The 22,457-nt window shown below is 44.6% G+C and carries 22 protein-coding genes and 1 pseudogene; 12 read left to right on the top strand and 11 right to left on the bottom strand.

Going from position 1 to position 22,457, the window contains the following annotated elements; genetic code table 11:
- Window positions 1–21 precede the first annotated feature (21 nt).
- Window positions 22–768, top strand: a complete 747-nt coding sequence (locus R7F07_RS02140) for a class I SAM-dependent methyltransferase (RefSeq protein WP_017636046.1) — start codon at window positions 22–24, stop codon at window positions 766–768.
- Here the strand turns inward: R7F07_RS02140 and rnhA are convergent.
- Window positions 765–1,229, bottom strand: a complete 465-nt coding sequence (gene rnhA, locus R7F07_RS02135; RefSeq protein WP_005380384.1) for a ribonuclease HI — start codon at window positions 1,227–1,229, stop codon at window positions 765–767. The genes R7F07_RS02140 and rnhA overlap by 4 nt on opposite strands.
- Before the next feature lie 59 nt (window positions 1,230–1,288).
- Here rnhA and dnaQ point away from each other — a divergent pair, with 59 nt between their 5' ends.
- From dnaQ to R7F07_RS02110, 5 genes are all read left to right on the top strand, one after another.
- Window positions 1,289–2,011: a DNA polymerase III subunit epsilon gene (gene dnaQ / locus R7F07_RS02130; protein WP_017636047.1), complete on the top strand. Its 723-nt coding sequence runs from the start codon at window positions 1,289–1,291 to the stop codon at window positions 2,009–2,011.
- Between the two features lie 8 nt (window positions 2,012–2,019).
- On the top strand, window positions 2,020–3,270 hold the full coding sequence (locus tag R7F07_RS02125) for a TIGR03503 family protein (protein ID WP_025768253.1): 1,251 nt from the start codon (window positions 2,020–2,022) through the stop codon (window positions 3,268–3,270).
- Between the two features lie 221 nt (window positions 3,271–3,491).
- Window positions 3,492–4,022, top strand: coding sequence for a hypothetical protein (locus tag R7F07_RS02120; RefSeq protein ID WP_005380387.1), 531 nt, complete (start codon window positions 3,492–3,494; stop codon window positions 4,020–4,022).
- 191 nt (window positions 4,023–4,213) lie between these two features.
- A complete protein-coding gene (locus R7F07_RS02115) occupies window positions 4,214–4,606 on the top strand; it encodes a DUF1353 domain-containing protein (protein WP_017633769.1) in 393 nt (130 codons plus the stop codon).
- 84 nt (window positions 4,607–4,690) lie between these two features.
- Window positions 4,691–5,101 carry a GNAT family N-acetyltransferase gene (locus tag R7F07_RS02110; protein WP_005391824.1) on the top strand — a complete coding sequence of 137 codons (411 nt, stop codon included), beginning with the start codon at window positions 4,691–4,693 and terminating at the stop codon, window positions 5,099–5,101.
- Between the two features lie 73 nt (window positions 5,102–5,174).
- Here R7F07_RS02110 and R7F07_RS02105 read toward each other — a convergent pair whose 3' ends face one another.
- Both R7F07_RS02105 and fadE read right to left on the bottom strand, forming a co-directional pair.
- Window positions 5,175–6,950, bottom strand: coding sequence for a SulP family inorganic anion transporter (locus tag R7F07_RS02105; protein WP_005380390.1), 1,776 nt, complete (start codon window positions 6,948–6,950; stop codon window positions 5,175–5,177).
- Between the two features lie 204 nt (window positions 6,951–7,154).
- On the bottom strand, window positions 7,155–9,599 hold the full coding sequence (gene fadE, locus R7F07_RS02100) for an acyl-CoA dehydrogenase FadE (RefSeq protein ID WP_064368712.1): 2,445 nt from the start codon (window positions 9,597–9,599) through the stop codon (window positions 7,155–7,157).
- A gap of 376 nt (window positions 9,600–9,975) precedes the next feature.
- Here fadE and lpcA point away from each other — a divergent pair, with 376 nt between their 5' ends.
- The gene (gene lpcA / locus R7F07_RS02095) at window positions 9,976–10,551 is read left to right on the top strand and encodes a D-sedoheptulose 7-phosphate isomerase (RefSeq protein ID WP_005380392.1); all 576 of its coding nucleotides are present in this window, start codon (window positions 9,976–9,978) and stop codon (window positions 10,549–10,551) included.
- Between the two features lie 50 nt (window positions 10,552–10,601).
- Window positions 10,602–11,447 carry a class II glutamine amidotransferase gene (locus tag R7F07_RS02090; RefSeq protein WP_053304068.1) on the top strand — a complete coding sequence of 282 codons (846 nt, stop codon included), beginning with the start codon at window positions 10,602–10,604 and terminating at the stop codon, window positions 11,445–11,447.
- 389 nt (window positions 11,448–11,836) lie between these two features.
- Here R7F07_RS02090 and purN read toward each other — a convergent pair whose 3' ends face one another.
- Together purN and purM are read right to left on the bottom strand one after the other, a co-directional pair.
- The gene (purN, locus tag R7F07_RS02085; protein ID WP_025768256.1) at window positions 11,837–12,493 is read right to left on the bottom strand and encodes a phosphoribosylglycinamide formyltransferase; all 657 of its coding nucleotides are present in this window, start codon (window positions 12,491–12,493) and stop codon (window positions 11,837–11,839) included.
- 151 nt (window positions 12,494–12,644) lie between these two features.
- Window positions 12,645–13,685 (bottom strand): phosphoribosylformylglycinamidine cyclo-ligase, encoded by a 1,041-nt coding sequence (purM, locus tag R7F07_RS02080; RefSeq protein WP_005389861.1) that lies wholly within the window; start codon window positions 13,683–13,685, stop codon window positions 12,645–12,647.
- A gap of 179 nt (window positions 13,686–13,864) precedes the next feature.
- On the opposite strand from purM, the gene upp reads away from it, so the two are divergent.
- Window positions 13,865–14,491 carry a uracil phosphoribosyltransferase gene (gene upp, locus R7F07_RS02075; protein WP_005380401.1) on the top strand — a complete coding sequence of 209 codons (627 nt, stop codon included), beginning with the start codon at window positions 13,865–13,867 and terminating at the stop codon, window positions 14,489–14,491.
- A gap of 116 nt (window positions 14,492–14,607) precedes the next feature.
- On the opposite strand, the gene R7F07_RS02070 is transcribed toward upp, so the two are convergent.
- A complete protein-coding gene (locus tag R7F07_RS02070) occupies window positions 14,608–15,861 on the bottom strand; it encodes a uracil-xanthine permease family protein (RefSeq protein WP_005389855.1) in 1,254 nt (417 codons plus the stop codon).
- 365 nt (window positions 15,862–16,226) lie between these two features.
- Between R7F07_RS02070 and R7F07_RS02065 the strand changes: the two genes are divergently transcribed.
- Complete coding sequence (locus R7F07_RS02065; RefSeq protein WP_158156766.1) at window positions 16,227–17,435, top strand: DUF2066 domain-containing protein; 1,209 nt, start codon at window positions 16,227–16,229, stop codon at window positions 17,433–17,435.
- A 140-nt stretch (window positions 17,436–17,575) separates the two neighbouring features.
- Here the strand turns inward: R7F07_RS02065 and R7F07_RS02060 are convergent, their stop codons facing one another.
- Genes R7F07_RS02060 through R7F07_RS02045 form a run of 4 tightly spaced genes read right to left on the bottom strand, consistent with a single transcriptional unit; the run spans window position 17,576 to window position 20,427 of the window.
- Entirely contained in the window at window positions 17,576–18,016 is a 441-nt protein-coding gene (locus R7F07_RS02060) for a DUF2069 domain-containing protein (protein ID WP_005380407.1), read from the bottom strand.
- A 22-nt stretch (window positions 18,017–18,038) separates the two neighbouring features.
- Window positions 18,039–18,608: an NAD(P)H:quinone oxidoreductase gene (wrbA, locus tag R7F07_RS02055; protein WP_005380409.1), complete on the bottom strand. Its 570-nt coding sequence runs from the start codon at window positions 18,606–18,608 to the stop codon at window positions 18,039–18,041.
- The gene (arsC, locus tag R7F07_RS02050) at window positions 18,609–18,959 is read right to left on the bottom strand and encodes an arsenate reductase (glutaredoxin) (protein ID WP_064368710.1); all 351 of its coding nucleotides are present in this window, start codon (window positions 18,957–18,959) and stop codon (window positions 18,609–18,611) included.
- Between the two features lie 16 nt (window positions 18,960–18,975).
- Window positions 18,976–20,427, bottom strand: coding sequence for a tetratricopeptide repeat protein (locus tag R7F07_RS02045; RefSeq protein ID WP_005394337.1), 1,452 nt, complete (start codon window positions 20,425–20,427; stop codon window positions 18,976–18,978).
- Between the two features lie 257 nt (window positions 20,428–20,684).
- On the opposite strand from R7F07_RS02045, the gene R7F07_RS02040 reads away from it, so the two are divergent.
- Both R7F07_RS02040 and R7F07_RS02035 read left to right on the top strand, forming a co-directional pair.
- Window positions 20,685–20,921 (top strand): sulfurtransferase TusA family protein, encoded by a 237-nt coding sequence (locus R7F07_RS02040; protein ID WP_005380414.1) that lies wholly within the window; start codon window positions 20,685–20,687, stop codon window positions 20,919–20,921.
- Window position 20,922: 1 nt separating this feature from the next.
- A complete protein-coding gene (locus tag R7F07_RS02035; protein ID WP_005389843.1) occupies window positions 20,923–21,996 on the top strand; it encodes an AI-2E family transporter in 1,074 nt (357 codons plus the stop codon).
- 77 nt (window positions 21,997–22,073) lie between these two features.
- Here the strand turns inward: R7F07_RS02035 and R7F07_RS02030 are convergent.
- A pseudogene (locus R7F07_RS02030) lies at window positions 22,074–22,211 on the bottom strand (thioredoxin-dependent thiol peroxidase); the annotation flags it as partial.
- Window positions 22,212–22,457: the final 246 nt, after the last annotated feature.

Genomic DNA, 22,457 nt, shown 5'->3' with positions numbered 1-22,457 from the left:
CCCATTTTAGTCAGGTGGTTAATGAAACCAGCACTCAGCAACAAAACTATACCACACCCGTCGACTTGGTCAGCAATGAACAACGGTCCGTGGGTGCTTGAGTCAATCCAGACCCGACTTGATGAATGGTGCCCGAAACTCTTCGGCTACCATATGCTCAAACTGGGCGGGTTGAGCTGTGAGCTAACCAGCTGTAATTGTAACATTCAACACCAAGTCAACGTAGATATCCAGAACCCGTTGCATAATGTGATTGCAGATGGTTACGAATTACCCTTTTTGGAAAAAAGCTTTGATGTTGTGATACTCGCTCATCAGCTCGACTATGCAAGCGATCCACACCGTTTGTTGCGTGAAGTCGATAGAGTGATGATGGATGATGGCTATGTAATTATTACTGGATTCAACCCATTAAGCTTGACTGGATTAGCGAGTTTGCTTCCATGGCGTAAACATAATTTGCCTTGGAGTGGACGAATGTTTACGTCGAACCGCATCAAAGATTGGTTAGGGTTACTTAATTATCAAGTGATTCATTGTGATCGTTATGCGCTGTTTCCGATGAAACGTTACCGTACGATGTGGACATGGTTGGAAAATAGTCTTGGTGATTGGGCATCACCCGCTGGGAGTTTGTATTACATAGTCGCGCGGAAACGGACATACCCTCTCAAGCCTATCAAACCGCATTGGCGCTTGAAGAAAAAGCTCACACCACTTGGGGTGATGAATCGAGAGGGTAACACTATGAGGAAAGAATCTCGCTAAGAGGGTTGGTAACCTGTATCTTCCTCAGTTGGGTTTTCTGCAGCAGTCCGGGCTAGCTCATCACACATTTCGTTCTCACGATGGCCCGCGTGGCCTTTTACCCAATGCCATTCAACTTGATGGCGTGCGGTTTCTTTGTCTAGAGCTTGCCATAAATCGGCATTCTTCACGGGTTTTTTATCCGCTGTTTTCCAACCACGCTTCTTCCAGTTATGGATCCACTGAGTAATACCTTGGCGCACATATTGGCTGTCAGTCGTTAAAGTGACTTTACAAGGTTGTTTTAACGTCTGTAGCGCGACGACAGCCGCCAACATTTCCATGCGGTTGTTGGTAGTTAACGTATAGCCTTTGGAAAGTGTCTTTTCTACGTCTTTGTAACGCAATACTATGCCGTAACCACCTGGTCCTGGGTTACCTAAACAAGAACCGTCAGTGAAAATCTCAACGTGTTTGGTCATATTTTTTGGTACTATTAGCCGAAACATTTAATAAAGCATAGTCTGACATACATAACCTTATGAATACCAGCAGCAATTCTGAATATAACCGCATTGTCGTTCTCGATACCGAAACCACAGGTATGAACCGCGAGGGTGGTCCTCACTACATGGGACACCGCATTATTGAAATCGGTGCCGTGGAGATCATCAACCGTAAGCTGACTGGTCGTCACTTCCACGTTTATTTAAAACCCGATCGTGAAATCCAACCAGAAGCGGTTGAAGTTCACGGTATTACGGATGAATTCTTGGTTGATAAACCGGAATACGCGAGCGTGCACCAAGAGTTTCTTGAGTTTATTAAAGGCGCAGAACTTGTTGCCCACAACGCGCCCTTCGATACCGGCTTTATGGATTACGAGTTTGGCATGCTCGATCCTAACATCGGCAAAACGGACGACTACTGCAAGGTGACCGATACCCTTGCTATGGCGAAGAAAATCTTCCCTGGTAAGCGAAACAACCTTGATATCTTATGTGAACGTTACGGTATTGATAACTCGCACCGTACACTCCACGGAGCTTTGCTCGATGCGGAGATTCTAGCCGACGTTTACCTCTTTATGACGGGTGGTCAAACGAGTCTAGAATTTAACGCGAATAAACAAGAGGGTGGGGTAGAAACCATTCGTCGTATTGAAGGAAGAAAAGCGCTAAAGGTTTTGCGCGCAAGTGCCGATGAACTAGAAGCTCACCAAAAAAGATTAGAGTTGGTGAACAACTGTATTTGGCATCAATAGGAGAAGCTATGTTGAGGGCTTTGTTGGTCGCGTTTTTAGCGATATGGAGTAGTCTCTCGAGTGCTGCGAGTGAATCTACAATGTCTTTGTTAGACAATCGCTTTCGAGTTGATCCAACCATCGAGCAGATCACGTTTTTGGTTTATCGTGAGCAAAGTTCTCAGCCAGTTGTTTTAGTCCGTCCTGACGGTAAAAAATACTATGCTTGGGGCTCTTACGACAATGTACGTTGGTATCAAGAAGCCTCACTCGATATTATTTCCGTTGATAACCCTATGCCAGGTCCATGGCAGGCTGTGGGGAAAGTTACGCCTAAAAATAACATCCGCTTAATTTCTCACCTAAAGCTCAGTACGGATCTGTTCCCAAACCGATTATATAATGGGGAAGCGCTTAAGTTTACAGCTCGCCTGACCTCCGACGGCAAACCTCTTGTACTGCGCGACTTCCTTGATCGCGTGAATCTGCGCGTGACATTTACCAAGTTTGTCGAAAATGAAGATGAGCTGATCAAAGAAGCACGTCCAGTGCCGATGGTTGTGGGTGAGTTTTCTGATGACGGCCGAGGCTTGGATGAAAAAGCAGGGGATGGAGTGTTCACGGTTCAGCTCCCAATAGACGTTGAGCCTGGTAAGTACCGTGCGCGCATCACGTCTGGCAATGGCGTATTCTTACGAGCGCAAGAGCAAGTCATCTTGGTTTATCCGAACCCAATCTCTCGTACTTTTATTCAGGCTCGTAATCCCGATAAGCCACACCAATTAGTGGTGAGTGGCGAGCAAGGTATGATTGCACCAGGCTCTATTGCAGTCACAGTGAAAAAGGACGCTCCCGATGGTTTCATTAGTTACAGCCAAGGACAGGTCTCTAAAGATGGAATGAGAGTTACGTTGAACCTCAATAACGATGCTGAGCTTGGTAAGTACGCATGGCGCGGCGAGATCTTTGCCACTGATTTTGCAACTCAGCGCTCGTTGGTGTTTCCTATCCCAGAGCAAACCTTCAGTGTTGTTGATGAAGTTGATCTAGAAGCTGCTCGAATTGCAAAAGAAGCTGAATTAGCCGAACAGCGCCGTATTGAAATGGAAAAGCAAATTATCGCTGAGCGAGAGGCTGAGCGTAAGCGCAGCATGATTATTATCGCGGTGGGTAATTTGATAATGCTGCTGATTGTGATCATTGCATGGATAGTCTGGCGCAAAATTAAAGCGAAGCGCGATGCCATGCCAGAGATGCAATTAGAAGTACCAAAGAAATAGTAGTAACACATAAAGCGAGAAACGGAGCCAATCGGCTCCGTTTTTTTATCAAGTTACCAAGTTGGAAGAAGAAAAATGGATAAATTATGAATATTTAAGTTTACTGTATTCAAATATATGTTTGGGATTTTATATAAATAATATATCATTTTTACTTTCTAAATTGGTTGCATTTTTAATGTGACTAACTTTCAAAACAATCAATTAAAGATAAAGAAATAATGAATAAAATTTTAGCTTTTTTTTGTGCAGTGATAATTGTAGGTTGTTCTTCTATTGATAATGGTGTTAATAATCCAGATTCGGGAAGTAATAATTTAAAATCACTTGATACCTTCACTTTCGATCCCTTAAGTAAAATCCAAAAAGTAGAAATACCAACTTATTATGATGGCTTGTTTGATACAGCAAGACCCTATTTAGATGAAAAGTACCCTTACACCTATGTCAGTAAACCTCAAGCATACATAATTGATGACGAGATTATTTCTTTTGCTCCTTGGTTTCCTGTCGAAGGAAGGTTTACGGTTTTTCCAACCGCTCACTATATAGTTATAACTCAAGAAACCGAGAGTGGCTTAGTCTCCGCACGATTTAATCATGAACAAGTAATTAAGCTGTTAAGTGAAGAGTATAAAATTACTGAGCATACAAGTCCGTTTTTTCATTATGTTCTAGAGGTTTCTCCAAGTGAACAAGCCAATTTTGTAGAAGATATCCATAAAAAATTGAGTAGACTTCCTTCAGAATAAGGATTGTTGGTTGAATTTTGGTCAATAAAGTCAGGGGTTCTGGCTTTATTGATTGCATGGAGTTCTATTTATATTGATTTGGGCTTTGTAATAGGTAGTACGCCATAATAACAAGAGCCGATCTTTTAGGGTTTCTGGATAAATATTCAGCTGTGCGTGATAAATAAGAATAAGTAAACGCGAGGTCTCTGATGAAATACAAAAAGCGTCAGAAGTATAAATACACTCTCCATTCTGAAGAAAAGATTGAGACTCACATTTCAGTGAGTAACGCGTATGACAGCCCTTTTCTTAGTTTGTCCAAACAAGGCGTGTTAACGATTAAAAAGGGCTATGCATGGGATGGAGCGAGTGGGCCAGCGTTAGACACAAAAAACATTATGAAAGCTTCTTTAGTGCATGATGCTCTTTACCAACTCATGAGGGAAGAGGTGTTGCCTCAAAGTGCTCGAAAGCATGCGGATACGTTGTTGAGAGAAACATGTTTAGAAAAAGGAATGTCTAGCTTCAGAGCAACTTATATCTATTATGGCGTCAGAGTTGTCGGCGGGTTCTTTTCTAGACCCGATACTTTGTGTGCTTAATGGGAACATCTTTCCAACGTATAACTGTTTATTTATACAGTTTAGTTATGTAAGCTCCAAGGTGATACAAAGGAGTAGTACATAATGACAATAAGATATGAAGAGCATGTGCCAAGCCCGAAAGAATACTGTGATATGCGTATAAAAGCCGGGCTATCACCTAAATCGTTGAAAGCTGCTGAAATTGGCCTACCCAATTCGTTATATGGCGTATCTGTTCGGGATGAAGGAAAGCTCATTGCAATGGGTCGGGTTGTTGGTGACGGGGCGTGTAACTTCGAAATTGTCGACGTTGCCGTTGATTCTGATTATCAAGGTAACGGTTTAGGTAGAAAAGTCATGGAATACATCGACGGTTATCTTTCTTCTGTTGCACTTGAAGGCTCTTACGTTTCTATGATTGCTGATGAACCGGTCTTTTACGAAAAGCTTGGTTATAGGCTGGTGGCTCCTAAAAGCCAAGGGATGACAAAAAAGTTTAAGCCAAAGGCATAACACGTATTCAGCTGTGAAGATAAGCACTAGAAAACAGGAGTTTAATTTCCTGTTTTCTATATTAAATTTGTATTTAAGCCACTTCTGGAATTGGTTTGGGTGGCTGCTCTAAATCAGGCTCTTTTTGAACAGTAGGAATTTGTCCCTCACCCACAGCACTGATGTAACAGCCACTAAGTTTAATGGCAAGGTACATATCAGCTCGCAGTAAGATGCCTCCTTCACTGGTGCTGATACCAGTAAGCTCACACCATTGACGAAGACGTCGTTTCCTTCCTGCTAGGATTAAGCGTACGCCTCTCTTTTTCAAAGTATTGTGAATATCTGCCAGTGTTGCCATCACACTGAGATCCAAGTGAGTAAAGCTCGACACGGCGTCGATGACAACGCAACTTGCGTCTTTGTGATGCTCTGCCTGCTCTAACACTCTACGTTTAAAGTAAGGAGCGTTGAAGTAAGTTAGCGGTGAGTTAAAGCGGTAAATCACCATTCCAGGAATAGGCGATGCTTTTCCTGAGTCGTCGATGGTCCGAATGGTACCTTTTTCATCCAGGCCAAGTAGCTGATCACTCGGCCGCATGACAATACGTAAAAATTGAAACAGCCCTAGCAGTACCGCCAAAGTGATCCCCGGTATTACACCCACGATCAACACAGAAATAAAAGTAATGATGGCCAGATAAAATGCATCTTTGTCACGAGATTTTAATTTCCAAATTGCTTTAAGATCGAGCAGCGATAGGGACGCAATGATCAATACAACACCAAGTGAAGCGATAGGGATGAACTGCAAAGGCTCGTAAATAAATACCGCAATAATGGCAATAGTGATTGCAGCGACAATCGAAACTAATTGAGATTTACCGCCATTTGCATCATTGACGGCTGTGCGTGAGTCAGCGCCGCTTATCGCGAAACCTTGCGAAAACGCTGAGGCAATGTTGGCAAAACCCAACGCCTGAAACTCTTTATTAGCATCAATATCATAACCGTTTTTAGCAGCGAAACTGCGGGCGGTGAGCATCATGCTAACAAAACTGACAATCGCAAGGTTGAGAGCCGGGACCACTAGTTCACGAACTTCACCTAGCTCAAACTCCGGTGTTTGAAACTGAGGGAAGCCACCTTGAGTGAGTCCGACAACCGATACGCCCATCTCTTGTAAATGGAAAAACCAAACTGACGCAGTAGTTACGAGGATCGCCAGCATGGCAGCAGGCCAAGTTGGTCGGTAGCGTTTGGTGAGCAAATAAACGACAACTGTCACGATACTCAGAGTTACAGTAGGCCAATGAAGATCGGTTAATCGTTGTGGAGCTTCCCATAAACGTTCCAGTAAATAACGTTGCTCGTATTTCAAACCGACTACTTTCGCAAACTGACCAACGATAATTGTGAGAGCAACACCGTTGAGTAGACCCAAAAGAATCGGGCGAGAAAGGAAATCTGCAAATACTCCTAGCTTGAAACGACTTGCCAGTACACACCAAATCCCCGTCATCGCTGTCATGGTCATAACCAACTGCCAATGTTTTGTGGGGTCACCTGCGGCAAGTGGTGTCACAACAGCAGCGATCACTGCACAGGTTGCTGCATCGGGTCCGACAATGAGTTGCCGAGATGTGCCCATCATGGCGTAAACCAACATTGGCAGTACACACGAATACAGACCGACAATTGCGGATACACCAGTTAACTGTGCATAAGCTATGGCAACTGGCAGTGCAACCGCGACAACAGAAAAGGCGGCTCTGAAGTCGTTAACAAACCATTCTTTTTGATAATGCTTAAGCTGAACAAGCCCTGGGAACCACTGTGCGAGTAATATTTTAGCCAACGGATTTACCATATATGTGAGTGAGTTACTTAAAGTATACACCGCTTAGTTGGAACGTCTGTGAGTTAGTTATCACTGGAAATTGGGGGAAAGAGCGGAATGCGAGGATTTTATTGCGCAGGGAGGGCTTTGTAGTGTGAGGTGTTATGAATCCAATTCTGGAAGCAATAAAAAAACGGGAGCTGATACTCCCGTTTGTGGTCTCAGATTCTAGAGTTACGCGACGCTATCCATCTGAGGGTATAGCGGCTTTGCGGCAAGCAGTTCCGGCTCAAAATCGTCAACGTTGATTGTATCTAGACGATGCTGTTCCGCTTCTCTGAGTAGATCGGCTTCTTCTTGCGTGATAAAGCCTTGCTCTAGCCCTTCCTGAGCAATCATATCCAAACGTAAGAATGGGCGACGCTTACCCTGCGCTTTACATACTTTGTCAAACACAGGTTCAGCTTGAAGAATGACTGATAGTGCAAGCTCAATCTTACCTGCTGCGTTGTGCTCGGTTGGTTCAAGGTATTGACCGCGACCAATGCGTGAGCGCGTTGCACTTGGCGTTTGTAGAATGCGCGCCACTTTACTGTCTAGTTTATCGCTTGGTGCTTTGCGTACGCGACCAAATGGCATGATTAATACGCGTAGCGCACGGCCAATTACTTTGTTCGGGAAGTTTGCTAAGAATTCATCTACTGCCACTTCCGCTTGTTTCAAACTGTCTTGTAGACCCCAGTGTACTAATGGTAAATCTTCGACTGGACGGCCATCTTGCTCAAAACGTTTCAACGTCGCAGAGCTCAAATATAGCTGGCTTAGAATGTCACCAAGACGCGCTGATAGACGCTCTTTACGCTTCAAAGAGCCACCTAGCACTGCCATCGAGATATCCGATAGCAGAGCAAGGTTTGCACTGTAGCGGTTCAATTGTTGGTAGTAACGCTTGGTTGCATCTTTGGTTGGTGATGAAGAGCCCAGACCGTCGCTCAAACCAAACCAGATACTGCGCACTAGGTTACTCATTGTAAAGCTCACGTGACCAGCAAGCGCTTTATCAAATTTCTCGACAGCATTACTTGCTTCAGAATACGCCGCGTTCATTTCTTCAAGAACGTACGGATGGCAACGGATTGCGCCTTGGCCAAAGATGATCATTGAGCGTGTTAGAATGTTAGCACCCTCAACCGTTACTGCGATTGGCGCACCTTGGTAACCACGAGCTAGGAAGTTAGAAGGTCCCATACAGATACCTTTACCGCCTACGATGTCCATTGCATCTATGATGCTTTGCTGGCCGCGGTGCGTACAGTGATACTTCACGATAGCTGAGATTACTGATGGCTTTTCACCTAAGTCGATACCCGCAACGGTTAAGTTGCTTGCTGCATCCATCACGTAAGCATTACCACCCAAGCGTGCTAATGGTTCTTCAACTCCTTCCATATGGCCGATCGGCTGTTTGAACTGACGGCGAATACGTGAGTAAGCACCGGTTGCCATTGCCGCAGTTTTGATGCCACCTGTTGAGTTTGAAGGTAGCGTGATACCACGTCCAACCGACAGACACTCAACCAGCATACGCCAACCTTGGCCCGCCATTTTTTCACCACCGATAATGAAATCGATAGGAACAAAGATGTCTTTACCGCGCGTTGGACCATTTTGGAATGGTACATTGAGCGGGAAGTGTCGGTTACCAATCTCAACACCCTTGACATCAGTTGGGATAAGCGCACAAGTGATGCCAAGATCTTCTTTGTCGCCTAGCAAACCTTCAGGATCGCGAAGTTTAAATGCTAAGCCTAGTACCGTTGCGACTGGCGCTAGGGTGATGTAGCGCTTGTTCCAAGTCAGGCGCATACCCAGTACTTCTTTTCCTTCCCATTCGCCTTTACAGACCACACCGTAATCTGGAATAGATCCAGCGTCAGAACCCGCTTCTGGACTTGTTAGGGCGAAACAAGGGATTTCCTTACCTTCAGCTAGACGCGGTAAGTAATGATTTTTTTGATCTTCAGTACCGTAGTGTTGCAGTAGCTCACCTGGGCCCAAAGAGTTAGGAACACCAACGGTAGACGATAGAACGCCAGAAACACCCGTTAGTTTTTGTAGTACTAGTGATTGCGCGTATGCTGAGAACTCAAGACCACCGTACTTTTTCTTAATGATCATGGCGAAGAACTTATGATCTTTCAGGTATTGCCAAACTTCTGGCGGTAAGTCCGCGAGTTCATGGGTCACTTGGAAATCACTCACCATGGCGCACACTTCATTCACAGGGCCGTCTAAAAAGGCTTGTTCTTCCGCACTTAACTTAGGTGCTTGAATTGCGTGTAGCTTTTGCCACTCTGGTTTGCCTTTAAATAGTTCGGCTTCCCACCAGACGGTACCTGCGTCTAACGCTTCTTTTTCGGTTTGAGACATAGCTGGCAGCACTTTCTTGAAAAGCACTAACGCTTTGCGGCTAATTAAAGACTGACGTACGCCAGGAACCGCGAGCACAGCTGCGGCGAGAACGTAAATAGCCCAACCAATAACGCCGACAGTACCAGCTGCTGTAAGAGCCAGCATGGCTGCGGTGAGTAAGCTAATAGATTTCACGAGAGACATGCGGTGGTAGAGCGTAATGCCTAGCACGATCGCCATCGTGATGATTGAGAGCAAGATGTCCATATATATTTTCCTTTTCAGACTTTATAAGTTTTGTACGTCTGTATGTTAGGTAAGAGGTCTAACCAGTTGGTTTAAGTGTAATCAAAATATTAAGGAAATGTAAAACACAAGATTGGATAAAAAGTGATCTAAGTAGAGTTAAAATTCTAAAGTTGAGATTTGAGTGATGGTTTCATGAGCAAGTTGACAAGTTTATTACCATCACTAATCTAAATCTGTTGGTTCACTATCGACACTAATTCTCGTTTGTGGGTAAACTCAGAGTAATCAAACCCGAGTTCAGGTTTATGAAATGTCCGATACCAAATTGGTATCAGAACAATTTGCTCAGTGAGTCAAGAGCTGACTGAAGCCGAAATAATAAAGAGAACGTCTTATGTACCATGATCTGATTAGAAGTGAATTAAACGAAGCTGCTGAAGTGCTCAACAAATTTTTAAGCGATGACCATAACATTGCGCAAATCGAAGCAGCGGCGAAAATGATTGCTGACTCATTCAAACAAGATGGTAAAGTATTGTCATGTGGTAACGGTGGTTCTCACTGTGATTCAATGCACTTTGCCGAAGAGCTAACAGGCCGTTACCGAGAAAATCGTCCTGGCTATGCTGGTATTGCTATTTCAGATCCAAGCCACCTTTCTTGTGTGAGTAATGACTTTGGTTATGACTTCGTGTTTTCACGTTATGTAGAAGCGGTTGGTCGAAAAGGTGACGTACTGTTTGGTCTGTCGACTTCAGGTAACTCAGGTAACATCCTGAAAGCGATTGAAGCAGCACAAGCGAAAGGCATGAAGACGATTGCGCTAACAGGTAAAGATGGCGGCAAAATGGCAGGCCTTGCAGATATTGAAATCCGCGTGCCACACTTTGGTTATGCAGACCGCATTCAGGAAATTCATATTAAGATTATTCATATCATCATTCAGTTGATCGAAAAAGAGATGGAATAATCGTTTACGGCCACCGTTTCGAGCTGTGTTGTTAGGGAGTTTTTTAAACCATGTGTGAATTGCTCGGTATGAGCGCTAATGTTCCAACGGATATTTGTTTCAGTTTTACTGGGCTCATGCAGCGTGGAGGTCGAACCGGCCCACACCGTGACGGATGGGGGATCACCTTCTACGAAGGGAAGGGCTTTCGAACCTTCAAAGATCCCAAGCCAAGTTGTGAGTCTAAAATAGCAGAGTTGGTACAAAATTATCCCATCAAAAGTCGTGCGGTCGTTAGTCATATCCGACAGGCGAATCGTGGTGGTGTTAATTTAGAAAATACTCATCCCTTTACACGTGAGCTGTGGGGTAGGTATTGGACGTTTGCGCATAACGGTCAGCTCTCTGGCTATCAAGACTTACATACAGGCCGACATCGACCTGTCGGTGAAACAGATAGTGAACTGGCATTTTGCTGGTTGTTGAAGCAAATGGAAGATCGATATCCTGAGCCGCCAAAGGATATGGAGTCGGTATTCTTATATGTTGCTAAATGTTGTGATGAGCTAAGAGAGAAGGGTGTATTTAACATGCTTCTGAGTGATGGTGAGTATGTAATGACGTATTGCACCAATCATTTGTATTGGATCACAAGACGCGCACCGTTTGGAAAAGCTGCTTTGCTTGATGAAGATGTGGAAATTAACTTCCAAGAAGAAACCACGCCACATGACATCGTTTCTGTGATCGCAACTCAACCTTTGACGGGCAACGAAGCTTGGCAGCGTATGAAACCTGGCGAATACGGCTTGTTTCACCTAGGTGAACTAGTCAAAAATAATGCCTCTGAACTGGTAAATGTGCCGTTTTCGGCGGCTAAGCCGGGCAATCAAGCGCCAACCGAACCGTTAGAGTGATGGTCTCTTACTCTGAATATAAAAATAAAGCTCGCTTAATCGCGAGCTTTATTTTTATGCGTTTTAAGCCGAGGGCGGATACGGATGAGCATTCTTACTTTCTAGAGTGCTGGTAGTAGAGTCCTAGTCTCGCTAAGGCTTGCTGTAAAGACGTAACTGATAGAAATTTCTCATAAAACACCTCGTCAGTCTGAACGGTGAAGAACGAACCAGATTCAGAATCTACTTTCCGAGTGTTATGTTACTCAAGTGGTTATGGGATTTTTTAGAATGTTGGGTTTTAGGTTTCTAGTCTCACCATGGTTTTCTTGAATCAAGTTTATAAGTATTAAAACAACCAAGAGCAGCCCTCAGGCTGCTCTTTTGTGCTTGGAGTTTATTATTCAGGGCTACTCATCTGAGGCGTACCCATGTACGCCAAGCTCTGCGCCATCTAAATAGGCTTTACCATCCTTCATGATCAACCGCTCGTCTACCAGCCACTTAGCCACCATAGGGTAGATTCGGTGCTCCTGCGCCTGAACACGTGCTGCAAGTACACTAGCATCATCGTCTTCGAACACAGGAACTTTTGCTTGCAGTATGACAGGGCCACCATCAAGCTCTTCCGTTACAAAGTGCACACTCGTACCATGTTCTTTATCGCCAGCATCAATTGCTCTCTGGTGTGTGTGTAGCCCAGGATATTTTGGTAGAAGAGAAGGGTGGATATTGATCATCTTACCCATGTAATGAGAAACAAATGCGCTGCTCAGAATGCGCATGTAACCAGCAAGAATAATCACGTCTGGTTGGTATTCATCTATTTGACTCATTAGCTCTGCATCAAAGCTTTCACGCGAGCTGAATGCTTTAGGGTCGACAAAGTGACCGTCTACATCAAACTTTTTTGCACGTTCTAAACCAAAAGCATCTGCTTTGTTAGAGAACACGGCTGCCACTCGTGCGTTTGGCATGCTGTCTTCGCAAGCTTCCAAGATAGCTTGCAGGTTACTTCCGTTACCCGAGATGAGGACCACAAAGTTTTTTAGGGTATGGTTTTTCATGATGTCGAGAGCGCCTTGGTATTGTAGGTTGGAGTTATGTAGCTTCTAAACTACCTACTAATAGAATGGTTTTTAGTGTTCTAGATAGCAAAATGAGGACCTAGTCATCTAGTGTCCTCATTCTTCTTATCTTTTGAGCTCGATTTGCAAATTATTGGATTTCAACTTGCTCTTCGTTCGCGTCTGCTTGTGCGATTTGACCAATCACCCACGCGTTTTCGCCTTCTTCTTTAAGAAGAGCAACTGCTGCGTCTGCCTGGTCTTTCGGTAGTGCGACGATTAGACCTACACCACAGTTGAATGTGCGGTACATTTCGTGTGTGTCGACGTTGCCTTTCTCTTGTAGCCACTTGAAGATAACTGGCCATTCCCAACTGTTACCATCGATAACTGCTTTCGTGCCTTCAGGCAGTACGCGTGGGATGTTTTCCCAGAAACCACCACCAGTGATATGAGAAATCGCATGGATGTCGTGTTTCTCAATCATCTTAAGTGCTGACTTGATGTAAATTTTTGTTGGTTCTAGTAGGTGCTCACCAATAGTGCGGCCTGCTAGCTCTTCGCTCTTATCTGCACCAGATACTTCTAGGATCTTACGGATAAGGGAGTAACCGTTTGAGTGTGGGCCGCTTGAGCCAACAGCGATAAGTGCATCACCAGCAGCGACTTTCGTGCCGTCAATCACGTCTTCTTTTTCTACTACGCCAACACAGAAACCAGCTACGTCGTAGTCTTCGCCTTCATACATGCCCGGCATCTCCGCAGTTTCGCCACCAATTAGGGCACAACCTGCTTGAACACACCCTTCTGCGATACCTGAAACAACATCCGCTGCGGTATCAACGTCTAGTTTGCCTGTTGCGTAGTAATCTAGGAAAAACAGTGGCTCTGCGCCTTGCACGATAAGATCATTTACACACATTGCCACTAGGTCGATGCCAATCGTGTCGTGCTTGTTCATATCCAGTGCTAGGCGAAGTTTTGTGCCAACGCCATCAGTACCAGAAACCAGTACAGGTTGTTTGTATTTAGTTGGCAATTCGCATAGCGCGCCAAAACCACCGATACCACCCATAACTTCAGGGCGACGAGTGCGTTTTACCGCACCCTTAATACGATCCACAAGCGCGTTGCCTGCATCAATATCTACACCAGCGTCTTTATAGCTAAGAGAAGAGTTGTTACCACTCACAGGGAAGTCCTCGGTATTAAGTTGGATATGAAAACGGCGCTATTCTAACAGTGCTTAAACATAGATAGCAAACGTTTGCGTCTGTTTTTTTCTTTAGTGATTTATCCTGATATCCCTGTGAAAATCATGTATAATCTGAAGGTTTGTTTAAATATTGCCAACTATAGCCGGAGATGGACATGAAAGTTGTTGAAGTAAAGCACCCTCTAGTAAAACATAAAATTGGTCTAATGAGAGAAGGTGACATCAGCACAAAACGTTTTCGTGAGTTAGCGACTGAGGTCGGTAGCCTACTTACTTACGAAGCAACGTCAGACTTTGAAACAGAAAAAGTGACCATTGATGGTTGGAACGGTCCGGTAGAAGTAGACCAGATTAAAGGTAAAAAAGTAACCGTAGTGCCAATCCTACGTGCAGGTCTAGGCATGATGGATGGAGTTCTTGAGCACATGCCAAGCGCACGTATCAGTGTTGTGGGTATTTACCGTGATGAAGAAACGCTTGAGCCAGTTCCTTACTTCAACAAGCTTGCTTCAAACATCGAGGAGCGTATTGCGCTTGTTGTTGACCCAATGCTTGCAACAGGTGGTTCTATGATTGCTACGATCGATCTCCTAAAAGAGAAAGGTTGTAACCAAATCAAAGTGCTAGTACTTGTTGCTGCACCAGAAGGTATTGAAGCGCTAGAAAAAGCACACCCAGATGTTGAGCTATACACTGCGGCAATCGATGAGAAGCTTAATGACAAAGGCTACATCGTTCCGGGTCTAGGCGATGCAGGTGATAAGATCTTCGGTACTAAGTAATTCTTTGATGTATTACTATGACTGAACAGAAAAAGGCTTGGTGAAAACCAAGCCTTTTTTGTATCTACAAGAGGAGAAGAGTAAGACACGCCAACTAATAAAGCGGCGCAAACGAACTATTTCGCGCTTTCTTCTTCCATTTGTGCGTTATCCACAACGTGGTTTTCACCTAAATCGTTTGGTAGCACAAGGTTAAGAATAATTGCCACGATACCGCATAGGCTCACACCTTGTAGACTGAACTCACCAATACCGAAAGCCATACCACCAATGCCAAACACAAGTGTTACGGCAACAATCACTAGGTTACGAGACTTATGTAAATCAACGTTATTCTTGATCAGTGTGTTGAGGCCTACCGTTGCGATGGAGCCGAACAGCAGAATCATGATGCCGCCCATAACAGGAACTGGAATCGTTTGAAGAACCGCACCTAGCTTACCTACCAATGCAAGTACGATTGCGGTGATTGCTGCCCAAGTCATGATCACAGGGTTAAATGCTTTGGTTAGCATTACCGCTCCTGTTACTTCACTGTAAGTGGTGTTTGGTGGAGCACCCACCATCGAAGCTGCGATAGTTGCCACCCCGTCACCTGCGATTGTGCGGTGAAGGCCTGGTTTTTTCAGGTAGTTTTTACCTGTAACGTTTGAGATAGCAAGCATGTCACCTACGTGCTCAACCGCAGGTGCGATAGCGACAGGAATCATGAACAAAATTGCGTTGATATTGAACTCTGGCGCGGTGAAGTTTGGCATGGCTAGCCAAGCCGCTTGCTCTACAGGAGTGAAATCAACCACCCCGTAGAATAGAGAAACAGAGTAACCAGCAAGAATACCACCAACAATAGGAACGAGCTTCAAAAAGCCTTTTGCAAAAACGCTGAGTACAATGGTTGTGAGCAGTGAGACCGCCGAGATAATGATCGCAGCATCACCATTAACTAGCTGTGCAGCTCCATCACCAGTTTTACCTACCGCCATGTTCACTGCTGTTGGGGCAAGGCCAAGGCCGATAACCATGATCACAGGGCCAACGACAACGGGCGGGAGAATTTTATGGATAAATCCAACACCGCGCACTTTGATCATAGCCCCTAGAGCCACATAAACTAAGCCCGCTGCCATCAAGCCGCCCATCGTTGCACCGATACCCCAAGTTTGGATACCGAACATAATAGGAGCAATAAACGCAAAAGAAGAGGCAAGGAAGATGGGAACAGAACGTTTAGTCATTAACTGGAAGAGGAGAGTACCGACACCGGCACCAAAGAGGGCTACGTTTGGATCAAGGCCAGTTAGGAGCGGCACAAGCACCAAAGCACCAAAAGCGACAAAGAGCATTTGAGCGCCTTGTAACGCGTTTTTCATAATAATTCCCTATTTTCAAGATACGCAGACAAATCCGGCGAATACTATCATCCTGCAATCGTTTGCAATGTTGCATAGATCAAACTTTCGATTGAATTTTTCCCATAAATAGCACTTTTGAGAGTTGCTTGCTTGCAAATTGTCCTCTTTTACGTGTCTTGCGTGAAGATGAAAAATGGACAGCCTAACTTGTTGAGATAGCTTAATAAGCAATGAGTTTATTATAAAAAATAGCACTGAAGCGCTGGTTGAGGCCCGAGTTAACAAAGCTGGTCATAATACAGACAATTTACTCAGTACTTACCTTGCTCAAGATTTGATAGTTGCTTATTATTCGGGTTCTTGTTCAGAGGATTATAAAAACTATGCGCTATTTAGCTCTCTTACTGATAGGTTGGTTGTCCCTACCAGTATATGCATTAACTCAGGTGGATATCTATCGTGCCGAAGTGGTTATCGACAGTGAGCAGAACGACGGTGAGTCTTTGGCTCGTCAACAAGGTATGCAGGATGTGATTATTCGAGCGACCGGTTCTCAATCCTCTTTAAGCAATCCAGTGATTAAAAAGGCACTTAGCTCAAGTGCGCGTTACATTTCTCAACTGAGCTATGGACAGGTTGATGGAAAAGCGAGCTTAAAAATGTTGTTTAACAACGACCAAATCAGCTCTCTTTTAACACAAGCACAATTGCCATCTTGGTCGCCAAATCGTGCCAATATTTTAGTTTGGATGGTTGAAGAACAGGGTTACGATCGTAACATTGCGTGGGAACATTCTGAATCTTCAAATGTTGCAGCACTTCGTAGCGCAGCGAAACTAAGAGGCCTACCAATCACTATCCCGGTTGGGGATTTTGATGATGTAACCGGTGTTAATGTCTCTGATCTTTGGGGCGGCTTTATTGAGCCAATTGGTCAAGCCAGCCAGCGCTACCCAGCTGACGCCGTTTTGGTTGTACGAGCTCAAGGTGAACAAATTCGTTGGACACTCTACGACCAGTCGCCAACGAGAATTGTAGAAGCGCAACGTTCTCCGCGCAGCGGGTCTGCATCAGGTGCTAATGCTATTGCAGAAATGGTGGATGGCATCGCAGACTACTATGCAAGTAAGAGTGCAGTTGTGGTTTCAGGAAAGTCTTCAAAAGCGCTAGCAGTGAAAGTCCTTAATGTAACCTCTGCCACGGACTTCTTCCGTTTAGAGAATGCGTTAAAACAACTTAATTCGGTTGCGGGTACAGAGATTAAGCGTGTTCAAGGGGACGAGTTAACGCTCAACATCCACCTTTTGGCATCACAACAAGCTTTTGAGAAAGAAGCTTCTTCTATTTCTCAATTAATGGTTTTTGAAGATCCTTTAGGTGAAGTTGATGCCCCAGCTTCAACTCAAGAAGAAGAGCCATTGGTTCAGAGTAATGAAGCAAAAGACGCCGCGACGCCAAAAGAAGCGCAGCCTGAAGTACCAGTAAATGTTGTGGCAGAAGCAAGTGACGAAACACAGCCAACTCAGCCGATGATTGTGGAGCCTGTCCGAGAACAGTATGACTTGATCTACGAGTGGCGCTCGGCATCGTAATCGCCTTCGTAGCGTTCCAGGCGTGAAACGCAAGGATCAAAGACCAATGTGGTAAGCATAAAAAAGAGTCGCAATAGCGACTCTTTTTGTTTTCTAAATTCGTATTCGAACCAATGATCAGTGATTGACTGCAATTGGCGTTATTTATTGAATTTCGCTTTTTCTTCTTTTTCTACTTGAGAGAGGCGTTTCAACTTAAGACCTAGCTCTTTGCCTCTCGCTCTAGCAAACAAAATATTGCCAGCGAAACCGAGTGAAGTCAGTATCAGTTCCACTGCCGCAAGCCAGCGTTCACCCCCATCCACATAAAGGATGGTCAGCGCATGCAAGAAATACAGCATAAGAACAAAGTTAGCCCAAGCATGAGTGTAAGGCTTACCAGCTAAAATACCAGGTAACGGAAGTAGTAGCGGAATACACCAAGCAATAGCAAGTGTTGTGCTGCTGAGGTGAGGGTGAGGGGATAACGCAAGCTGCCAAATAGCGACCCAGGCTAATAAGGCTAAGTTGCCAAATAAAGCCAGGTAACGATAGGTTTTAGCCTGTGTACCGAGTGGTGTTTGGTCTAAAGAGTCAGACATCGATTAACTATCCTTGATTTTACTAACAGACTTTTAGTTTTAACGCTGCAGTTGCCAGCCTTTTGCCTAATTGTTGTGCCAGGCGAATCTCTTCACTGCTTAGGGTTGCCTCATGGCCTACACTGCTGGCGCCATACGGAGTGCCTCCGGACTGCGTAGTGTGTAACTCTGGCTCGGAATAAGGAATGCCCAAAACCATCATCCCGTGATGCAATAAAGGGGTCATCATGCTTTGTAACGTTGTTTCTTGACCACCATGCATCGAGGACGAAGAGGTAAAGACACAAGCAGGCTTATCGATTAAGTCACCACTGACCCATAAAGATGTAGTCTGATCCCAGAAGTGCTTTAAAGGCGCAGCCATGTTGCCAAACCAGACGGGACTGCCAAACGCTAGACCGTCGCACGTTTTCAGTTCCTCTAGAGTAACAATTGGATCAGAAGGGGAGTGTGAGTGAGGTGACAATTCTTCAACTGTACGCAAAATTGCTTGGCATTGAGGAGTCGATTCGACTCCTCTTGCTATTTGTCTTGCCAGTTGTTTTGTCGAGCCATGACGGCTGAAATACAAAATAAGGATCTGGCAATCCATTTATAAAATATCCAACACTTGCTCTGGTGGGCGACCAATTTTTGCTTTGCCGTTGGCAACGACTACCGGACGCTCAAACAACTTTGGATTTTTCGCCATTGCTTCGAATAATTGCTCATCGCTGACGGAGTCTTCGCCTAAGCCAAGCTCTTTATATTCAGTTTCTTTAGTGCGCATCATTTCACGTACAGATGAAAAGCCAAGCTGGGCGTACAGCGCTTTTAGTTCATCCACGTTAAGTGGTGTGTCTAGGTATTTGACGACTTCCGGTGTAACACCATTTTGCTCAAGCAGTTCAAGTGTTTGACGGCTCTTTGAGCAACGAGGGTTGTGATAAATCACGACTGACATGGTTTTCTCCATTTCGTTATTGTAATGCCATGAATCGATCTCTTTGGATCATGAGTTGGTCGATACGGGCATCGTATCGCGCTTGCTCTAAGCTGCCCAACTTGGCCATTTTACTTGCTTCACTATAATATTGAATCGCTTTATTCCAATTTGCTCGCAATGCCAAAATTTCCGCTCGAGCAGCCAATTCTTCATCGCTACGCCCTAGCGCGTGGTAGCTCTTCGATATTAGGTGCCAGCCATTTGTATCTTCAGGATAGTCATGAGTGTATCTTTGAAGAACTCGCGTGGCTTGATCGTTTTTATTGTCCTCAAGTAGCGCATTGGCGTAGTTAATGGTTAATACTTTATTTTGAGGGTTACGAGATAACGCTTTACGGAGCATCTCGGTCGCTTTTTCTGGCTGCTTCTTCTCGATATATAAATCCGTCATAGCGTCCAAGTAAAACGGGTTACTTGGGTCTTGTTCCAGTAACTTTTTCAAAATTGGTTCCGCTTGAGATAGGCGTTTATTGTCTAAATGCACGAGTGCTCGACCATAATCAAAAGCAGGTGTAATGTCCGCAGAGGCTTTCTTTTGAGTTCGCTCAAACCAGCTCAGGGCGGCTTGTCCATCAATGCCAGCGTAACGAGCCACAATGCGCGCGCGAGCTAGATGATAGTCTATTGAAGGCACAACACGCATTGGAGGATAGGTTCTTGCTCGCGCACGGCTATCGGTAATTCGATCTTCAGGCAGAGGGTGAGTCAGGAGCATTGGTGGCGGTTTACTCGCATAACGATACTCATCAGCAAGACGGCCAAAAAACCTTGGCATTGCTTGAACATCAAAACCGGCTTTTGCTAGTGTCGAAATACCAAAGCGATCCGCTTCTTTTTCGTTTGCACGAGTGTAGTTGATTTGACTTTGCATGTTGCCCGCGGTTGCTGCTGTAATTGCAGCCATCCCCGCTTCGGGTGAGGCAATTGAAAGCAGTAGTGCCCCCGCAAGTGCGGCTAATGTGGCCGGAGAGCGGCGTGCTTGTTCTTCCATACTCCGAGCAAGATGACGTTGTGTGACGTGCGCTATCTCGTGAGCGACAACAGAGGCCAGCTCACTTTCTGAACGAGCATGAAGAAACAACCCAGAATGCAGCGCTACATAGCCACCAAAAAATGCGAACGCGTTGATATTACGGTCGCGAATCATAAAGAAGTGGAACGGCGTTTTTACATCATTCGCATTGGCCACTAATTTGTGCCCAAGAGAGTCAATATATTCATTGATGACAGGGTCATTAACGATAGGTTTACTGGCTCTGAGCATACGCATATAGGCGTCGCCATAAATCAACTCTTGGTCTATTGAAAGCGTGCCACCAGCAGCTGTGCCAATGTCTGGCAAGTCAATGCTATTGGCATAAGTTGTCGGCGAACTGATGGCAGCAGCAAGACATAAGCAAACTAGCGAGCGAGTGCGTTTTAACATACGTTTAAAAGGTTCTCCAAAATACATAAGCATGTGGTTACAGGTCGAGAGCCTATTAACAGCGCCACATACGTTTTGGTTATCCGTGAGGATATAAGCTAACAGTAAGACCGGAAATAAATGAATTGGTTTCGTAAATTATTTTACATCCGAGCTATTTCAGCATGTGGTTAAATCATGTCAGAAGTGCTAGCACCAGCTCAAAAAGCCGTTACAATACAACCCTATCATAAGTGCAGAGCAATACAATGGAATCCATGTTACTTGATTTGCGTGAGCAACGTTGTCCTATGGCACTGTTACTTGCAAAGCGTCATGCTGCTGAGGTCTTTCAAGGAGAAGCAAAGCAGTATCATCAACTTGTCATTCAAGTAGTGGACAACAGCTCTAAACGAGACATTGTGAACTATCTTAGTGCCCAAGGGTACTCGGTTGATTGCCAATCTACATCAGAGCACTACACATTGACTGTCTTCAATAAGGAATCCGCATAAGATGTTTGAAATGGTTAGTCGTTGGTATAAACGACGTTTCTCTGACCCTCACGCAGTAAGTCTCGTCGCGATCTTGCTGTTTGGCTTTATCACCATTTACTTCTTTGGACACTTGATTGCGCCATTACTTGTCGCGATCGTTTTGGCTTATCTACTTGAATGGCCAGTTGTCAAAATGTGTCGTATGGGCGTGCCGCGCACTTTGTCGGTTATTATCGTGATCTTGGTCTTTGTCGGGTTAATGTTAATTGCGTTGTTTGGCTTGGTTCCGACGATTTGGACTCAGGTCGGTAATCTAATTAACGATATTCCGAACATGTACAACGGGCTACAAAAGTTTATTGTCACATTGCCAGAGCGCCATCCTGAACTAGCCAATTTAGAAATAGTAGAAACCGTGGTGACGAACGCCAAAAACCAAGCACTGGGGCTGGGTGAAAGTGTCGTCAAAGGGTCGCTTGCTTCATTAGTTAGCATTGCAACGCTAGCGGTATATTTGATCTTAGTGCCACTCCTTATCTTCTTTTTGCTTAAAGACAAAGAAGAAATGCTGCGAATCGCAAGCGGTATTCTGCCGAAAAACCGTAAATTGGCGAATAAAGTTTGGCATGAAATGAACGAGCAGATATCAAATTACATTCGCGGTAAAGTGTTAGAGATTTTAATCGTGGGCGGTGTGAGCTACGTGACTTTTGCCCTTTTAGATCTTCGTTACTCGGCGTTGCTTGCCGTAGCCGTTGGTCTGTCGGTTTTGATTCCTTATATCGGTGCGGCGGCTGTTACTGTACCTGTTGCTATCGTTGGTTTGTTCCAATGGGGTTTAACGCCTCCGTTTTATTGGTTGTTGCTTGCTTACGGTATTATCCAGGCGCTGGATGGTAATGTGTTGGTTCCTGTTCTGTTTTCCGAGGCAGTAAACTTACACCCAGTTGCTATCATTGTGGCTGTATTAGTCTTTGGTGGGCTGTGGGGTTTTTGGGGGGTGTTCTTCGCCATTCCTTTAGCGACATTAGTCAAAGCCGTATGGCATGCATTACCAAGCACGGAAGAAAACGAACCTGTCGAACAAGAGTAGTTGTTACCAAAGGTACGATGGTTAAAAGAAAGCCCAGCAGTTTGCTGGGCTTTTTGTTTGTAGAAAAACAATAGCGTTTAAGCGTTTTCGTTTAAGTAGTTTAATACGACTTCGTGGTGATCTTTGGTTTTGAACTTGTTGAACACATGTTCGATCACGCCTTCTTCATTGATCAGAAAGCTAATGCGGTGAAGACCGTCGTATACTTTGCCCATGGAACTGTACCTTTGGAAATTTTTTTAGACTAAATCTTTGACGATTTTCAACAAACTCTATATTTAACAGTTAGTTAGGTTGATAATTTCTCTTTTTGAACCTCAATTATAGCAGTTGTCATAATTTTTTGTAAATTGGGCTCATTTTGACGCTTTTCCAAGTGCAAACTTGTCATAAAAACTAAGTCGTTGCTATAAGTTGAAGTTGATAGTCATTACGATGGGAGCGCTTGGTGATCACATATA

The organism is Vibrio sp. YT-16 (assembly GCF_033337405.1).
Classification (GTDB): domain Bacteria; phylum Pseudomonadota; class Gammaproteobacteria; order Enterobacterales; family Vibrionaceae; genus Vibrio; species Vibrio alginolyticus.
Note: the sequence above shows the minus strand (reverse complement) of the source record. Positions and strands in the feature narration are given on the sequence as shown.

What these genes read in the sequence shown, in the direction of transcription:
- R7F07_RS02040 (WP_005380414.1), top strand. Translation starts at nt 20,685, where the DNA reads ATGTTACTTGATTTGCGTGAGCAACGTTGTCCTATGGCACTGTTACTT.
- R7F07_RS02115 (WP_017633769.1), top strand. Translation starts at nt 4,214, where the DNA reads ATGAAATACAAAAAGCGTCAGAAGTATAAATACACTCTCCATTCTGAA.
- lpcA (WP_005380392.1), top strand. Translation starts at nt 9,976, where the DNA reads ATGTACCATGATCTGATTAGAAGTGAATTAAACGAAGCTGCTGAAGTG.
- R7F07_RS02105 (WP_005380390.1), bottom strand. Translation starts at nt 6,950, where the DNA reads ATGGTAAATCCGTTGGCTAAAATATTACTCGCACAGTGGTTCCCAGGG.
- R7F07_RS02120 (WP_005380387.1), top strand. Translation starts at nt 3,492, where the DNA reads ATGAATAAAATTTTAGCTTTTTTTTGTGCAGTGATAATTGTAGGTTGT.
- R7F07_RS02125 (WP_025768253.1), top strand. Translation starts at nt 2,020, where the DNA reads ATGTTGAGGGCTTTGTTGGTCGCGTTTTTAGCGATATGGAGTAGTCTC.
- R7F07_RS02060 (WP_005380407.1), bottom strand. Translation starts at nt 18,016, where the DNA reads ATGTCTGACTCTTTAGACCAAACACCACTCGGTACACAGGCTAAAACC.
- rnhA (WP_005380384.1), bottom strand. Translation starts at nt 1,229, where the DNA reads ATGACCAAACACGTTGAGATTTTCACTGACGGTTCTTGTTTAGGTAAC.
- R7F07_RS02035 (WP_005389843.1), top strand. Translation starts at nt 20,923, where the DNA reads ATGTTTGAAATGGTTAGTCGTTGGTATAAACGACGTTTCTCTGACCCT.
- R7F07_RS02070 (WP_005389855.1), bottom strand. Translation starts at nt 15,861, where the DNA reads ATGAAAAACGCGTTACAAGGCGCTCAAATGCTCTTTGTCGCTTTTGGT.
- R7F07_RS02110 (WP_005391824.1), top strand. Translation starts at nt 4,691, where the DNA reads ATGACAATAAGATATGAAGAGCATGTGCCAAGCCCGAAAGAATACTGT.
- R7F07_RS02140 (WP_017636046.1), top strand. Translation starts at nt 22, where the DNA reads ATGAAACCAGCACTCAGCAACAAAACTATACCACACCCGTCGACTTGG.
- upp (WP_005380401.1), top strand. Translation starts at nt 13,865, where the DNA reads ATGAAAGTTGTTGAAGTAAAGCACCCTCTAGTAAAACATAAAATTGGT.
- R7F07_RS02065 (WP_158156766.1), top strand. Translation starts at nt 16,227, where the DNA reads ATGCGCTATTTAGCTCTCTTACTGATAGGTTGGTTGTCCCTACCAGTA.
- fadE (WP_064368712.1), bottom strand. Translation starts at nt 9,599, where the DNA reads ATGGACATCTTGCTCTCAATCATCACGATGGCGATCGTGCTAGGCATT.
- arsC (WP_064368710.1), bottom strand. Translation starts at nt 18,959, where the DNA reads ATGTCAGTCGTGATTTATCACAACCCTCGTTGCTCAAAGAGCCGTCAA.
- R7F07_RS02090 (WP_053304068.1), top strand. Translation starts at nt 10,602, where the DNA reads ATGTGTGAATTGCTCGGTATGAGCGCTAATGTTCCAACGGATATTTGT.
- purN (WP_025768256.1), bottom strand. Translation starts at nt 12,493, where the DNA reads ATGAAAAACCATACCCTAAAAAACTTTGTGGTCCTCATCTCGGGTAAC.
- R7F07_RS02045 (WP_005394337.1), bottom strand. Translation starts at nt 20,427, where the DNA reads ATGTTAAAACGCACTCGCTCGCTAGTTTGCTTATGTCTTGCTGCTGCC.
- wrbA (WP_005380409.1), bottom strand. Translation starts at nt 18,608, where the DNA reads ATGGATTGCCAGATCCTTATTTTGTATTTCAGCCGTCATGGCTCGACA.
- dnaQ (WP_017636047.1), top strand. Translation starts at nt 1,289, where the DNA reads ATGAATACCAGCAGCAATTCTGAATATAACCGCATTGTCGTTCTCGAT.